The sequence below is a fragment of the Bradyrhizobium betae genome (assembly GCF_008932115.1).
Classification (GTDB): Bacteria; Pseudomonadota; Alphaproteobacteria; order Rhizobiales; family Xanthobacteraceae; genus Bradyrhizobium; species Bradyrhizobium betae.
This window is the reverse complement of the sequence record NZ_CP044543.1, coordinates 1,982,623-1,996,297: the sequence shown is the minus strand read 5'-3', so window position 1 is coordinate 1,996,297 and position 13,675 is coordinate 1,982,623. Positions and strand designations below refer to the sequence as shown.

The 13,675-nt window shown below is 64.1% G+C and carries 15 protein-coding genes; 9 read left to right on the top strand and 6 right to left on the bottom strand.

Features of this window, described 5'->3' with window-relative positions; all coding sequences use genetic code 11:
• Positions 1-2 precede the first annotated feature (2 nt).
• From F8237_RS09495 to F8237_RS09485, 3 genes are all read left to right on the top strand, one after another.
• Complete coding sequence (locus F8237_RS09495; RefSeq protein WP_151644013.1) at positions 3-458, top strand: GatB/YqeY domain-containing protein; 456 nt, start codon at positions 3-5, stop codon at positions 456-458.
• A gap of 153 nt (positions 459-611) precedes the next feature.
• On the top strand, positions 612-1,748 hold the full coding sequence (locus F8237_RS09490; RefSeq protein ID WP_151644011.1) for an epoxide hydrolase family protein: 1,137 nt from the start codon (positions 612-614) through the stop codon (positions 1,746-1,748).
• A 186-nt stretch (positions 1,749-1,934) separates the two neighbouring features.
• Complete coding sequence (locus F8237_RS09485) at positions 1,935-3,545, top strand: acyl-CoA synthetase (protein WP_151644009.1); 1,611 nt, start codon at positions 1,935-1,937, stop codon at positions 3,543-3,545.
• A gap of 18 nt (positions 3,546-3,563) precedes the next feature.
• Here F8237_RS09485 and F8237_RS09480 read toward each other — a convergent pair whose 3' ends face one another.
• The gene (locus F8237_RS09480) at positions 3,564-5,792 is read right to left on the bottom strand and encodes an ATP-binding protein (protein WP_151644007.1); all 2,229 of its coding nucleotides are present in this window, start codon (positions 5,790-5,792) and stop codon (positions 3,564-3,566) included.
• Between the two features lie 204 nt (positions 5,793-5,996).
• Between F8237_RS09480 and F8237_RS09475 the strand changes: the two genes are divergently transcribed.
• Positions 5,997-6,767: a DUF2189 domain-containing protein gene (locus F8237_RS09475; RefSeq protein ID WP_162005962.1), complete on the top strand. Its 771-nt coding sequence runs from the start codon at positions 5,997-5,999 to the stop codon at positions 6,765-6,767.
• A gap of 3 nt (positions 6,768-6,770) precedes the next feature.
• On the opposite strand, the gene F8237_RS09470 is transcribed toward F8237_RS09475, so the two are convergent.
• Genes F8237_RS09470 through F8237_RS09460 form a run of 3 tightly spaced genes read right to left on the bottom strand, consistent with a single transcriptional unit; the run spans position 6,771 to position 8,057 of the window.
• Complete coding sequence (locus F8237_RS09470; protein WP_151644003.1) at positions 6,771-7,283, bottom strand: SRPBCC family protein; 513 nt, start codon at positions 7,281-7,283, stop codon at positions 6,771-6,773.
• Positions 7,280-7,750 carry an SRPBCC family protein gene (locus F8237_RS09465; RefSeq protein ID WP_151644001.1) on the bottom strand — a complete coding sequence of 157 codons (471 nt, stop codon included), beginning with the start codon at positions 7,748-7,750 and terminating at the stop codon, positions 7,280-7,282. Before F8237_RS09465 ends, F8237_RS09470 begins: the two co-directional genes overlap by 4 nt.
• Positions 7,743-8,057, bottom strand: a complete 315-nt coding sequence (locus tag F8237_RS09460) for an ArsR/SmtB family transcription factor (RefSeq protein WP_151643999.1) — start codon at positions 8,055-8,057, stop codon at positions 7,743-7,745. The genes F8237_RS09465 and F8237_RS09460 overlap by 8 nt, the downstream gene beginning before the upstream one ends.
• A gap of 115 nt (positions 8,058-8,172) precedes the next feature.
• Here F8237_RS09460 and F8237_RS09455 point away from each other — a divergent pair, with 115 nt between their 5' ends.
• Positions 8,173-8,790 (top strand): LysE family translocator, encoded by a 618-nt coding sequence (locus F8237_RS09455; RefSeq protein WP_151650508.1) that lies wholly within the window; start codon positions 8,173-8,175, stop codon positions 8,788-8,790.
• Between the two features lie 74 nt (positions 8,791-8,864).
• Positions 8,865-9,848 carry a DUF3592 domain-containing protein gene (locus F8237_RS09450; protein WP_151650507.1) on the top strand — a complete coding sequence of 328 codons (984 nt, stop codon included), beginning with the start codon at positions 8,865-8,867 and terminating at the stop codon, positions 9,846-9,848.
• On the opposite strand, the gene F8237_RS09445 is transcribed toward F8237_RS09450, so the two are convergent.
• Positions 9,845-10,651, bottom strand: coding sequence for an N-formylglutamate amidohydrolase (locus F8237_RS09445; protein WP_151643997.1), 807 nt, complete (start codon positions 10,649-10,651; stop codon positions 9,845-9,847). The genes F8237_RS09450 and F8237_RS09445 overlap by 4 nt on opposite strands.
• Before the next feature lie 91 nt (positions 10,652-10,742).
• Here F8237_RS09445 and F8237_RS09440 point away from each other — a divergent pair, with 91 nt between their 5' ends.
• From F8237_RS09440 to F8237_RS09430, 3 genes are all read left to right on the top strand, one after another.
• Positions 10,743-11,654, top strand: a complete 912-nt coding sequence (locus F8237_RS09440) for a transglutaminase family protein (RefSeq protein ID WP_151643995.1) — start codon at positions 10,743-10,745, stop codon at positions 11,652-11,654.
• Positions 11,655-12,470 (top strand): transglutaminase-like domain-containing protein, encoded by an 816-nt coding sequence (locus F8237_RS09435; RefSeq protein WP_151643993.1) that lies wholly within the window; start codon positions 11,655-11,657, stop codon positions 12,468-12,470.
• 127 nt (positions 12,471-12,597) lie between these two features.
• A complete protein-coding gene (locus F8237_RS09430) occupies positions 12,598-13,047 on the top strand; it encodes a gamma-glutamylcyclotransferase family protein (protein WP_151643991.1) in 450 nt (149 codons plus the stop codon).
• Here the strand turns inward: F8237_RS09430 and F8237_RS09425 are convergent.
• Complete coding sequence (locus tag F8237_RS09425; protein WP_151643989.1) at positions 12,990-13,556, bottom strand: chlorite dismutase family protein; 567 nt, start codon at positions 13,554-13,556, stop codon at positions 12,990-12,992. The two genes, F8237_RS09430 and F8237_RS09425, sit on opposite strands and share 58 nt — an antisense overlap.
• Between the last annotated feature and the right edge of the window lie 119 nt (positions 13,557-13,675).

The window sequence follows — 13,675 nt, the reverse complement described above, 5'->3', positions numbered from 1 at the left end:
TCATGCTGCGCGACGACATCAACAATGCGGTTAAGGAGGCCATGAAGGCCAAGGACGAGCGTAAGCTCTCCACGCTGCGCATGGTCAACTCGACCATCAAGAACGCTGACATCGAGGCCCGCGGCAACGGCAAGCCGCCGCTCTCCGATGCCGACCTGCTTGGCGTCTTTCAGAAGATGATCAAGCAGCGTCAGGAGTCGGTCGAGCTCTACGAAAAGGGTGGCCGCGCCGAGCTCGCCGCGCAGGAGCGCGAGGAGATCGCGGTGATCTCGGCGTATTTGCCGAAGCAGATGTCGGATGACGAGGTCAAGAAGGCGATCGCGGATGCGATCGGCGAGACGGGCGCCGCCGGCATGAAGGACATGGGCAAGGTGATCGCGGCGTTGCGGGCGAAATACGCCGGCCAGATGGATTTCGGCAAGGCCAGCGGCTTGGTGAAGGCCGCGCTGACGGGCTAGGTCGTCATTCCGGGGCGACGCGAAGCGTCGAGCTTTGGTGCGCAATTGCGCATCCGAGAATCCATCGTGCCGCCGGCTCCGTAGCGAAATGGATTCCGGGCTCGCGCCAAGCGGCGCGCCCCGGAATGACAAGAAGAACAAGGGGAGGCTGCGATGACCGCCATCAAACCGTTTCGCATCGCCATCAGCGAGGACATCCTCACCGATCTCAAGTCACGTCTCGCCCGCACGCGCTGGCCCGAAGCTGAACTGGTCGGCGACTGGAGCCAGGGCGCGCCGCTGAAGTGGATTCAGGAGATCTGCTCCTACTGGGCGAACGAGTATGACTGGCGTGCCCGCGAGGCCAAGCTCAATCGCTTCGCGCAGTACACCACCGAGATCGACGGGCTCGACATCCACTTCCTCCATGCGCGCTCGAAAGAACCGTCGGCGCTGCCGCTGATCATCACCCATGGCTGGCCCGGTTCGATCGTCGAATTCCAGAAGGTGATCGCGCCGCTGTTCGATCCCGCCGCGCATGGCGGCAATCCCGCCGATGCTTTCCATGTGATCTGCCCCTCGCTGCCGGGATTTGGTTTCTCGGAGAAGCCCAAGACCACCGGCTGGGGCGTCGATCGCATCGCCGCGACCTGGGCGAAGCTGATGGATCGGCTCGGCTACGCGCGCTACGGCGCCCAAGGCGGCGATTGGGGCTCGGCGGTGACGACCTCACTCGGCATGCAGGACCCCGAGCACTGCGCCGGCATCCACATCACGCTCGCCTTCAACGCAGCGCCGAAGGTGGATGGCGAACCGACGCCGGAGGAGAAGCGCGCGCTCGCCGGCCTCAAGCATTACGTCGATCTCGATTCCGGCTATTCAAAACAGCAATCGACGCGGCCGCAGACACTCGGCTATGGCCTGACGGATTCGCCGAGCGGACAGGCGGCCTGGATTCTGGAAAAGTTCTGGGCCTGGACCGATTGCGACGGCCATCCCGAGAACATCTTCAGGAAGGACGAGCTGCTGGACAACGTCATGCTGTATTGGGTGACGGAGACGGCGACGTCATCGGCGCGGCTCTATTGGGAGAGCTTTGGCAAGCGCCGGACGACGCCGAAGGTCAACGTACCCACAGGCGTTGCGGTGTTCCCCAAGGAGATCATCACGCCGGTGCGGCGCTGGATGGAACCGAACTTTTCCAGCATCACGCATTGGAGCGAGATGGAGAAGGGCGGTCATTTCGCCGCATTCGAGCAGCCGGAGCTGTATGTCGGCGATGTCAGGAAGTTCTTCGCGACGGTGCGGTGACTCTCGCCGTCATTCCGGGGCGCCCGCAGGGCGAACCCGGAATCCATCGAGCCGCAGGCAATGTCGCCTGATGGATTCCGGGTTCGACGCTGGCGCGTCGCCCCGGAATGACGTCGCAGGGCTTGTCGCGAGCATTCACGGCTCTAGACTGGGCGATAACAAGACACCGGGAAGACGACCAAGCCCATGCTGACCGAAGCTGCCACCTACGACGAGCTCTATCGCAACTTCCACTGGGATGTCCCGGCGCGCTTCAACATGGCGGAGGCGTGCTGCGACCGTCATGCCGACGGCACTGGCCGCCTCGCGCTGGTCTATGTCGACGAGAACGGCGCCACCACGCGCACCTCTTTCGACGAAGTCGCGGAGATGTCGCGCCGCTTCGCCAACGTGCTGAAGGCCGACGGCCTGGCGCACGGCGACCGCGTTGCGGTGTTCCTGTCGCAATCGCTGGAATTGCCGGTCGCGCACATGGCAGCGTTCCGCTCGGCGATGATCTCGATCCCGCTATTTGCATTGTTCGGCGAGGACGCACTGGAATTCCGTCTGTCCAACTCGCAGGCCAAGGCGATCGTCACCGACGAAGCGGGCTGGGAGAAGCTGGCGAAAATCCGCGATCGCCTGCCGGACCTGAAGAATGTCTATATCGTCGGTGAACGCGCACCGGCTGGTACGAAATCATTCTGGGATGCGGTCAAGGCCGCATCGCCCGATTTCGCGCGCGTCGACACCTCGTGCGACGATCCCGCGCTCATCATCTACACCTCGGGCACGACGGGCAATCCGAAGGGCGCGCTGCACGCGCACCGCGTCGTGCTCGGCCATCTGCCGAATGTGGAGATGTGTCACAACTTCCTGCCTCGCCCCGGCGACCTCATGTGGACGCCGGCGGACTGGGCCTGGATCGGTGGCCTCGTCAACGGGCTGTTCGCGTTCTGGTATCACGGCATTCCGCTGGTCGGTCATCGCGCGCGGAAATTCGAACCGCAGGCGGCAATGCAGATGATGGCCGATCTCGGCGTCCGCAACGTCTTCCTGCCGCCGACCGCGCTCAAGCTGATGCGGCAGGCCGGCGTGAAGCATTCGGGCGTGAAACTGCGCAGTATTTTTACCGGCGGTGAATCCCTCGGCGGCGAACTGCTCGGCTGGGTGCGCGAGACCTTCGGCATCGATGCGCATGAAGTGTTCGGCCAGACCGAGTGCAATCTCGTGATCGGCAGCAACTCCAACCTGTTTCCGATCCGCCCGGGCTCGATGGGCAAGGCGACACCGGGTTTCGATGTCCGCATCGTCAACGACAAGGGCGAAGAGCAGCCGAGAGGACAGCGTGGCATCATCGGCGTGCGCCAGCCATGCCCCTGCACGATGATCGAATACTGGCGCAACCCGGAAGCCACGGCGAAGAAATATGCCGGCGAGTTCCTGCTGACCGGCGATCTCGGCGTGCAGGACGAGGACGGCTATTTCTGGTACGTCAGCCGCGAGGACGACGTCATCACCACCGCCGGTTATCGTGTCGGCCCGTCCGAGATCGAGCACACGCTGATGAAGCATCCGTCGGTGGCGATGGCCGCGGTGGTCGGCATTCCCGATCCAATCCGCACCGAATCGATCAAGGCCTGGATCGTGCTGCGTCCCGGCTTTGCGCCGGGCGACAAGCTCGCGCGCGAGATCCAGGAGTTCGTCAAGGTGCAGCTCGCCGCGCACGAATATCCGCGCTTCGTGGAGTTCGCCGAGACGCTGCCGATGACGGCGACGGGGAAGGTGCTGCGGCGCGAACTGCGGGCCAAGGGGTAGGAAGGGCCGGGTCGTCGTTCATCGCGGCGGCGCCGACAACGCGGACCGCAGCATCGCGGCGAGATCCTGCCGCTTGAATGGCTTTGTCAGAATGCGGACATCGATTCCGTCGGGTGTCTTGACGGGACTTTGGCTGTAGCCGGAGGTGAACAGCACCTTGAGGTCGGGCCGCAGGACGATGGCTTGCCTTGCAAGCTCCGGCCCGAACATGCCGCGGGGCATCACGACGTCGGTGAACAGCAGATGGATGTCTCGGGGCTGGCGCAGCACGTCCAGCGCCGCGGGCCCGTTCGATGTCGCGATGACACCGTAGCCGAGCGTCTTCAGCTCGCTCTCGACGTAGGCTCGCACCATGTCGTCGTCCTCGACCAGGAGAACGGTTTCGCTCCCGTCGGGGATGGTGAGTCGCTCCGCCTGCGGCGGATCCTCGCTCAGCGTCGCTGCAATGCGAGGAAAGAACAGCCTGACGACGCTGCCTTGTCCCGGTTCGGACTGCAACTGCACGAGTCCGCCGGATTGTTGCGCGAACCCGTACACCATGCTCAAGCCGAGGCCGGTGCCCTTGCCGACCTCCTTGGTGGTGAAGAACGGCTCGAACGCCCGGCTTGCCACCTCGCCGGTCATGCCGCTGCCGGTATCGGTCACGGCCACCATGACGTAGTCGCCTGGCCGCGGCTCGCCGTTGACGTCGAGGTCGGATGCACTGAGCGAGTTGTTGCGGACCTCGACCGTCAGCTTGCCGCCGTCGGGCATCGCGTCGCGCGCGTTGAGCACGAGGTTGAGCAGGGCCGTTGCCAGCTGGCCGGGATCGACGCTGGTCAACCACAGATCGGGTCCGAACACGAAGCTGCACTCGATGTGCTCGCCCAGCGACCGGCGCAACAACTGCTCCATGCCGACGACCTTCTCCGCGATGTCGATCTCGCGCGGCCGGAGCGGTTGCTTGCGCGCGAAGGCGAGCAGGCTCCGTGTCAGGTCCGCCCCGCGCTCGGCGGCGGTCGCGATGTCGCTGGCAATCCGGTGCAGCTCCTTGTTTCCCGCCAGCCTGTCGGCAAGATGCTCCGAATTACCGAGAATGACTGTCAGCAGATTGTTGAAATCGTGCGCCACGCCGCCGGTGAGTTGGCCCATCGCTTCCATCTTCTGGGACTGGCTGAGCTTGTGACTGAGGTCGGCGATGGCGGCGCGCTGCTGCTCGAGCGACTCGGCGGTGCCGTTCAGCAGGGTCATCAATCCGCCGAGCTCGCCGCGCGGATAGGGAGGCGGAATTCGTGCGCCGAGCTCGCCGAGCCCGAGCTTCTTCGCCATCGTGGCGAGCCGCCCGACCTGGCGCCCGACGCTCATGGTCGCAAGGATCCAGACGCCCGCCAAGAGCAGCAGCGAGGCCACGGCGAGGATCGCCATGTCCTCGTAGAGCCGGCGGTTGGCGGCCGCGACCAGTCCGTCCTTGGAGCGCCCGACCATGATGTAGAGGCCGGCGTTGCGGATCGAAGGCGAGCGGGCGACGGCCCAGACCTGGGTGCGGCCTTCGCGATCGGTCACCTCCTGAAACGCGTCACGATCGGGGTTTGCAGCGAAGCGAAACAGGTCGGACCCTGCGATCGAGGCGCCGACGGGCTCGCTCCGGCCGCCTTCCTTGGGCGCGACCAGAACGGTCCCCTTGCCGTCGGTGAGCAGGATCTCCGTCTCGGTGAGCAGCCGCTTGTGTTGGTATTCCGCGAATTTGTTGAGGTTGAAGGAGGCAAGCAGGACGAATTTCAGCGCGCCCGCCTCCGATCGTACGGGATAGGCGATCTGGAGCACCGATATGCCGGTCAGGCGGCCGAACACCGGCTCGAGCGCGACGACGCCATGCAGGCCCTGGACCTGCTTGAAATAGGCGCGATCCCTCAGATCGAGGGTGCGGTCGGTCCGCAGCGAGTCGCAGAACAGGCTGCCGTCCGGATTGATGGTCAATATCCCGGTGAACTGCGGGTATTCCTCGCGCACGTCCGACAGAAAGGCCGAGCACGCCGCCTTGTCGCGCGTGTCGAGGTCGCGCGCTCGGGCGAGACCATAGTGAAGCTGGGCGGTGCCCTGGATCTTCTCGTCCAGATCTCCGGCGATGTCGTCGGCCGTCGCAGCCAGATTGGCCAAGGCCGCGTTGATCTCGCTGCTCCTGTTCTGCACGAAGCGCAGCCCGACCAGGCTTGCCGGCACCAGCATGGCCGCGATCACCAGTATCAGTAGCCGGGTACGCAAGCTCATCGGTCGGGTGGTCCGCTCTGGTGATCGCATGTGCCGGTCGAAAAGGACAATTTGCGGCACCATCCTCTGCTCAGTCCATAGGCATCCTGCCGAAAAGCCCTCCATGCGGGAAAATTCTGACGTCGCGCGCGGCGCCCAAGGGCGCTACTGTCGAGATTGAGCCGCGTGCGACGAAGATCGCACCGGCAGAGGAGGAGGGTACCGATGTCCATCTCGGGCAAGGTCGATCCGGTGGTGCGTGCCGTTGCGACGACCGACATTGCCGAGGCGCTGGTCGAGGGCCTGCGCGATTTCCAGGCGGTGCCGCTTTACGGGCTCTGCTTCGGTGGGCTCTACGCGGCCGGCGGCATCGCCATCATGCTCTGCCTCACCGCCTTCGGCATGGTCTATCTGGTCTACCCCCTCGCGGCGGGGTTCGCGCTGATCGGCCCGTTCGTGGCGATCGGCCTCTACGAAGTCAGCCGTCGGCGCGAGCGCGGCGAGCCGGTCTCGTTTGCCGCGATCTGGTCGGCGATACGCTCGCGCAGCGAGATCGGCTGGATGGCGTTCGTCACGCTGTTCGTGTTCGTGATCTGGATGTACCAGGTGCGGCTCCTGATCGCGCTGCTGCTCGGCCTGCACGCCTCGTTCTCGAGCCTCCAGGAATTCATGACGGTGGTTCTGACGACCAACGAGGGCCTGCTGTTCCTCGCGATCGGCAATGCGGTCGGCGCGGCGCTGTCGCTGATCCTGTTCTCGCTGACCGTGGTGTCGTTTCCGCTGCTGCTCGACCGCGAGGTCGATTTCGTCACCGCCATGGTCACGAGCGTGCGCGCGGTGGTGACGAGCCCGCTGCCGATGATCGGCTGGGCCGCCGTGATCGTGATCCTGCTGATCGTCTCGGCGCTGCCGTATTTCCTGGGGCTGATCGTGACGCTGCCGGTGCTCGGGCATGCGACGTGGCATCTCTACCGGCGGCTGGTGGTGCCTACGTAGTCCCTACGGCGCCTTGATCCCCATCGCCTTCAACGCCGCCAGCATCTGCGCTGGCGGCGCCATCTTGATCTGCGGCGCCTTCCCCGTCTCGAGCAGGCTCTTCAGCCCGGACAGGATCGCCGGCCAGCCGGTGCGGCCGCCGGAAAGGATATCGTCGCTCAGCGGACGGTCGTGGCGTTCGCTCATTGTGAGACGGACGGCTTCGCCGGCTTGCTCGATCTCGTAGGTGACGAGTGTGGCGCCGAGTTTTGCGACGAGGTCGGGCCAGTTGACGTTCCACGTCACCGTCAGCTTTCTCGGTGGATCGTATTCGAACACCTCGCCGGAGATGTGTTCGGAACCGTCGGGCGCGCGCACGATGAAGCTGCCGCCGAGCTTCGGCTCCATCTCCACCGCAAAGCCGGAAAAGTATCTGCGGCTGAACTCGGCCGATGTCAGCGCCTCCCACACCTTCTCTGGCGTCGAGGCGATGTAGATGGTGTAGACCGTCAGCGGCTTGAACTGGTCGAGATTCATTTTGCGTCGAATCCCTTGTTGAGGGCTGCTCGCGGGATGGCGAGCACCTGGCCCCTCTCCAGCAGGCTCTTGAGCCCGGACAGGATCGCCGGCCAGCCATTGGAGACGGCGCCGAGGTATTTGCCGCCCTCGACAAAGCCGTCATGCAGCACGGTCAAACGCACGAGAGAGCCGAACGGTTCGATGGTGAAGACGACGCGCGAGATCGGCTCGCCGCGGAGCTCTTCGAACTTCTGGTGCTTGAAGCTGTAGGACAGGCGCCGCGGGGGATCGGCCTCGAGGATTTCGCCGGAATCGGTGATCTCGCCATCGAGCGTCAGCGCGAAGGGGGAGCCGACCTTCCAGTCGGACCGGACCTCGGCGCCGAACCAGTATTGCTTCGTGAACTCGCTCGACGTCAGCGCTTCCCACAGTTTTTCCGGCGTGGTCTCGATATAACTCACATAGACGAATTGCGGCTTACTCATCGCGCTTCTCCAACTGGCGTTTCAACTCGCCGAGCGCGGCGAGCTTGCCGCGCTCGAACTTCCTGATCCAGCGTTCGCCGATCTGATGGATCGGTACCGGATTGAGATAGTGCAGCTTCTCGCGGCCGTGCCTGATCGCCGTGACCAGGTTGGCCTCTTCCAGAATGACGAGGTGTTTCGTCACCGCCTGCCGCGTCATCGCAAGGCCCTCGCAGAGCTCGCTCAGTGTCTGGCCGTTCCTGGCGTGAAGCCTGTCGAGCAGCGACCGTCGTGACGCATCGGCGAGCGCTTTGAAGACCTCATCCATGGCAGCGATAATAGGCAACTAAATGGTTGCATGTCAAGCGTGAGGTCGTGACTTCCGTTCCCGCCTTCGCCATGCATTAATGTCCCCGAACCGCCCTCAGCGAGTCCCTCTCATGATGTCCATGCAAGCCTATCTCGCCTTCGTCGCCGCCTGCATTGCGCTGGCGCTGCTGCCGGGGCCGATCGTGACCCTCGTCATCGCCAACGGCCTGCGCCACGGTACGCGCGCGGCGCTGACCAACATTCTCGGCGTGCAGGTGGGGCTGTTGATCGTGATTGGTATCCTTGCGGTGGGCCTCACCTCGCTGATGGCGACGATGGGCTATTGGTTCAACTGGGTGCGCTTTGCGGGCGCAGCCTATCTGGTCTGGCTCGGCATCAAGCTGATCCGCTCCCCGGTCGAAGGCGTCGACACCGACGCGCCGCCGCCGCCCCCTCGCGGTGGCTTCCTTTTGCAGGGCTTTGTCGTCGCGTTGTCGAATCCAAAACTGCTGGTGTTCTTCGGCGCGTTCATTCCGCAATTCATGGACATGAGCAAGGATCACCTGTCGCAGGTCCTGGTGCTCGGAATGACCTTCATGGTTCTTGCCGGCTTGACGGACGGGATCTACGCGCTGCTTGCCGGTCAGGCCCGCAGCTTTTTCTCGGCGCGTCGCACCCGCATGATGTCGCGCGTGTCCGGCGGCTTCATGATCGGTGGCGGCATTTGGCTGGCGCTGACCCGGGCCAAATGAGCTGATTGTCCGGTTGAACCTTCGTCCGCGACGGTGCGTCCAAGGAAGCATTGTCGTTGACGAGGGATTTTGCCGTGCCGGATCTGCCCTGGTTCGTCTATGCGATGCTGCTTGCACCGCTCGGACTCATCCTGGTCGCCGCAATCGTCAAGACCTGGCAGGTGCGCGAGGCGCGAAGCTGGCTGCAAGCGCCGGGCAAGGTCGTCACCTCGGTCGCAGAGCTGCGCGACGTCAAGGTTTTCGACGACGACCGCGAGGGCGGCTCTCGCCTCGAGAGCCGCAATTTTGCGAATGTGACTTACGAATATTCGGTGGGCGGCAGGAAGCTGCGCAACAACCGCATCTCGATCGGCGAGGACCTCGGCAATTTCCAGGTCGCCGAGAAGCTCGCGAAATATCCGGCCGGCAGCATCGTCACGGTCTATTACAATCCGCGCCATCCCGATCAGGCCGTGCTGGAACGCGACCTGCCCAAGGGCCTGTGGGGCTGCCTCGGCATCGGTACGGTGATCGTGCTTGCCATCGTGTTCGGCTCGGCATTCGGGTTCAATCAGGCCTATGCCTATCTCGCGCACCATATCGGACGGCCTGATCTGGCGGGCCTCGTCGTCGGCTTCGGCGCGTTCGGCCTCGTCATCGCGCTGATGGGGTTTGCCGTGCGCAAGCAGGCGTCGATGGCGACGCGCTGGCCGGTGGTGCCGGGCACGATCAAGCTGTCGGGAATCGAGGAATATCACGCGGCCAGCGAGCCCGGCGAGGCGCGCGGCGTCGAGATGTTCGGCAAGCGCGTGACCTATACCTACCTCTATCAGAACGTCAGCTACACCAATGAATGCGCGCGCGTCGCGGCCGGAACGCAGTCGGCGTCCGACGAGATGCTGCGGAAGCTGATGTCGCGCTATCAGGACGGCGCGACCGTGGAGGTCCATGTCAATCCCGACAACCCGGCCGAGGCAACGCTGGATGCCCGCGGCGACGGCCGCATGGCCTGGGTGCTGTGGGGCATCGCCGCGATCTTCGCCGCGCTGGCGCTGTTCGTCGCGACGCGCGGCGGCTAGTCGACCACTCTCTCCGCCCTCAGCTCCACCTCGATCTCCGCGAAGATCCGTGCCAGCCGCTCGGCCCATTGCTGCTCGCCGGACTGATCCGCGATCAGATCCTGGCGGATCTCGATGCCGGTGTTGACGAGGCCGCGGGCTTCGCCGTGCACGGGGATGGTGTAGTCGGTGAGGTCGTTCACCGCATAAGGCTCGTTGTCGCCGACGACGAGATCGCTCTCGGCGCGGAGATGTTTCAGCAGAAGGTGCGGCAGCACCGTGTCGCGGTTGTAGAGCGTGCCGATGTGCCAGGGCCGCTCCACCCCGGCATAGACCGGCGTGAAGCTGTGCAGCGATACCAGCACCGTCGGTCGCTTGTCGTGCAGCCGGCCGTCGATGACGGCGTTGATGCGGTGATGATAGGGCTCGAAAATCTCGCGCCGCCGCGCCCCGCGCTCATGCTCCGAAATGCCCTCGTTGCGCGGGATTGCCGTTGCCTCCGAAATGACCGGAATCGAGCTCGCTGCGCCCGGCGGGCGGTTGCAGTCGATCACGAGCCGCGAATAGCGCTGCGCGATCAGATGTGCGTCGAGCATCCTTGCCAGCCGCTCGGCGACACCGGCGATGCCGATGTCCCAGGCGATGTGCCGCGTCAATTCGGCCTCGGCGACGCCGAGATCGCCGAGCGCGCGCGGCAGAATCCGCCCGAAATGATCCGAGGTGAGCAGGAAGGGCGATGCTCCCCCGGCATTCACCTCATGCACCGGCGGAATGTCGCCCTCATTCAGCAGTTGATCGGTCACGCCAGCCGTGTCTAAAGCCATCCAGATTGCCTACGGAAAGAGCAGTCACCCGCACAATTGGGCAGAATCGCTGTAGATTGATCCCCCCCGATATCACCATGATTGCCTCACGATGCCGCTGCTGACAATTCATCACAAGACCGAATATCGCTATAACCGCCCCGTGGCGTTCGGCGAACACAGGATCATGCTGCGTCCGCGCGACGGGCACGATCTGCGTGTGCTCGACTCCAGGCTCGAGATATCGCCCACGCCGATGTCGCTGCACTGGATTCACGACGTGTTCGGCAACTCGGTCGCGATCGCCAATTTCGACGAACGTGCGGAGACGCTGAGCTTCGAGTGGCATGTCACCGTCGAGCACAACCCGGTCGAGGAATTCGCGCTGACGCCGGACGATACCGCCTATTTCTACCCCTTCGTGTACGACGACGAGGAATTCCCCGATCTCGTCCAGTACATCACGCCGCAATACACCGATCCCGGCGGCGAGATCGCGGAATGGGCGCGCGGCTTCCTCGACGAGGACGCGCCGACGCCGACTTTCAAGATCCTGAGCGGCATGACGCACGGCATCCGCAAGCAGTTCAAATACCGCAAGCGCCACGAGCTGGGCACGCAGCATCCGCTCGATACTTTGCAGTCGGGCTCGGGAACTTGTCGGGACTATGCGCTGTTTATGATCGAAGCGTTGCGCCACCTCGGCATCGCCGCGCGATTTGTCTCCGGCTACATCTTCGTGCCGGGGGATATCGAGCAGCGTCACGTCGGCGGCGGATCGACCCACGCATGGGTGCAGGTCTATCTGCCGAGTGCGGGCTGGATCGAGTTCGATCCGACCAACGGCATCGTCGGCACCCGCGATCTCATTCGCGTCGCGGTCGCCCGCGATCCGCGCCAGGCGATCCCGTTGCACGGGGTCTATATCGGCGCCGGGAATGCCTTCGAGGCCATGGACGTGACCATCAGGGTGGTCTCGGACGACCAGCAGAGCGACGATGAGATGGAGGCGGAGGTCTTATAGATGGAAATCAGGGTCGGCTTCGACATCACCTACGCGGCAGAGCAGCCGACACCGATGGTGATCATGCTCAACATCCACCCCTCGCGGCAGGCCGACATCATCGGCAAGGAGACGGTGGTTGCTGAGCCCGACGTTCCGATCCGCTTCTATCACGATAGCTTCGGCAACGTCTGCGGCCGTCTCGTCGCTCCCGCCGGCGGCGTCACCCTGAAGGGCCGCGCGCTGGTGCGTGACACCGGCCTGCCGGACGAAGTGATGCCGACTGCGCAGCAACTCCCCATCGAGCAATTGCCGAACGAGCTGATGCTCTATCTGATGCCGAGCCGCTATTGCGAGACCGACAAGCTCACCGACATCGCCTGGTCGTTGTTCGCCAAGACCAAACCTGGCTGGGCGCGTGTCTGCGCGATCACCGAGTTCGTGCACAAGCACGTCACCTTCGGCTACGAGCACGCCCATCACATGAAATCGGCGCACGACGTCTACGAGCAGAAGACCGGCGTCTGCCGCGACTTCGCGCATCTCGCGCTGACCTTCTGCCGCTGCATGGGCATCCCGGCGCGCTATTGCACCGGCTACATGGGCGACATCGGCATTCCCAAGGATCCGGCCCCGATGGATTTTTCCGGGTGGTTTCAGGTCTGGCTGTCGGGAAAATGGTTCACCTTCGACGCCCGCCACAATATTCCCCGCAGGGGCCGCATCCTGATGGGCACCGGCCGCGATGCCGCAGACGTCGCGCTCTCGACCAGCTTTGGCCGGATGGAGTTGAAGAAGTTCCTGGTGGTGAGCGATGAGGTCGTGAAGGCAGGGTGAGCCGTTGCGCCTGCCTCGTCATTGCCAGCGCAGCGAAGCAATCCAGAATCTTCCGCAGTGACAGTCTGGATTGCTTGGTCGCAAGAGCTCCTCGCAATGACGGAGTTCAGGGGCTATAGACATTTCCATGACCTCCGATCGTCTCTTCGTGTACGGCACCCTGATGCGCAGCTTCGACCATCCGATGGCGCGGCTGCTCGCGGGCCACGCGGATTTCCTTGGCGAGGCGACCTGTCGCGGCCGGCTCGTTCTGGTGAAGCATTATCCGGGACTGCTGTTATCGGGCGCAACCTCCGAGGTCGTCCATGGCGAGCTGTTCCGCCTTCATGTGCCGGACGAATTGCTGCGCGAGCTCGACATGTACGAAGCCTGCGGCGAGGGCTTTGCGGAGCCGACGGAATATCTGCGCAAGCTGATCGACGTGACAGGCGCGGACGGCGTTGCGGAGAAGGCCTGGACCTACATCTATAACTGGCCCGTGACCGATCTGCCGCGCATCGAGTCAGGCCGGTTTCTCGATCACTCAGCCGACAGCACTTCCTTGACCACGCGAACGTCGACCTCGCGCTCGACGTAAGTCCACTCCTCGGTTCGCCTCAGCATCCCCACCAGCTCCTCGAACAGCGAGGCATGCGCGGGGGCGAATTCGAACCAGGTGAGAAAATCGAAGGGCTCGCCGAGGTCGCGGCAATGATAGAGCTGCCGCGCGATCGCAGGCAGGAAACGCAGGTTGCTGGCGATGTGGTGCGACTTGTCCTCAAAGATCCTGCGGCGCTCTTCCTGTGTCAGCTCCCACCAGGCCTGCGATTTGCGGATCGGGATCAGCGCTGCGGATGTTGCCTCCAGCCGGCCGAGTCCGGCCTGCACCGCGGTGAACTGCTGCTTCTCCGCGCGCTCGGTATAGCGGAGCGAACTCGGCGCGCCGACCAGCCGCCACGCATTGCGCGACGGCACCAGCGGCAACGAGATGGCGTCGCTGTCGGTGACCGACAGCGCCGGCATGAAGGGCAGGGGCTCGCCCGTCACGGATGAAATCGAGATCACGCGCCAGCCCCCGCTCTGGCCGCCTCGAAACGTCCTGAACATGGCCCATGGAAGCGTGGAACCGGGCGCGGTTCAAGCTTTTCCCGTCATACGCCGGCCACCTGTTCCGTCATCCTGAGGCGCTCGCACTGCAAAGCAGTGTGAGCCTCGAAGGATGAATC

What these genes read in the sequence shown, in the direction of transcription:
- F8237_RS09440 (WP_151643995.1), top strand. Translation starts at nt 10,743, where the DNA reads ATGCCGCTGCTGACAATTCATCACAAGACCGAATATCGCTATAACCGC.
- F8237_RS09495 (WP_151644013.1), top strand. Translation starts at nt 3, where the DNA reads ATGCTGCGCGACGACATCAACAATGCGGTTAAGGAGGCCATGAAGGCC.
- F8237_RS09435 (WP_151643993.1), top strand. Translation starts at nt 11,655, where the DNA reads ATGGAAATCAGGGTCGGCTTCGACATCACCTACGCGGCAGAGCAGCCG.
- F8237_RS09460 (WP_151643999.1), bottom strand. Translation starts at nt 8,057, where the DNA reads ATGGATGAGGTCTTCAAAGCGCTCGCCGATGCGTCACGACGGTCGCTG.
- F8237_RS09470 (WP_151644003.1), bottom strand. Translation starts at nt 7,283, where the DNA reads ATGAATCTCGACCAGTTCAAGCCGCTGACGGTCTACACCATCTACATC.
- F8237_RS09490 (WP_151644011.1), top strand. Translation starts at nt 612, where the DNA reads ATGACCGCCATCAAACCGTTTCGCATCGCCATCAGCGAGGACATCCTC.
- F8237_RS09485 (WP_151644009.1), top strand. Translation starts at nt 1,935, where the DNA reads ATGCTGACCGAAGCTGCCACCTACGACGAGCTCTATCGCAACTTCCAC.
- F8237_RS09445 (WP_151643997.1), bottom strand. Translation starts at nt 10,651, where the DNA reads ATGGCTTTAGACACGGCTGGCGTGACCGATCAACTGCTGAATGAGGGC.
- F8237_RS09425 (WP_151643989.1), bottom strand. Translation starts at nt 13,556, where the DNA reads ATGTTCAGGACGTTTCGAGGCGGCCAGAGCGGGGGCTGGCGCGTGATC.
- F8237_RS09475 (WP_162005962.1), top strand. Translation starts at nt 5,997, where the DNA reads ATGTCCATCTCGGGCAAGGTCGATCCGGTGGTGCGTGCCGTTGCGACG.
- F8237_RS09430 (WP_151643991.1), top strand. Translation starts at nt 12,598, where the DNA reads ATGACCTCCGATCGTCTCTTCGTGTACGGCACCCTGATGCGCAGCTTC.
- F8237_RS09465 (WP_151644001.1), bottom strand. Translation starts at nt 7,750, where the DNA reads ATGAGTAAGCCGCAATTCGTCTATGTGAGTTATATCGAGACCACGCCG.
- F8237_RS09455 (WP_151650508.1), top strand. Translation starts at nt 8,173, where the DNA reads ATGTCCATGCAAGCCTATCTCGCCTTCGTCGCCGCCTGCATTGCGCTG.
- F8237_RS09480 (WP_151644007.1), bottom strand. Translation starts at nt 5,792, where the DNA reads ATGAGCTTGCGTACCCGGCTACTGATACTGGTGATCGCGGCCATGCTG.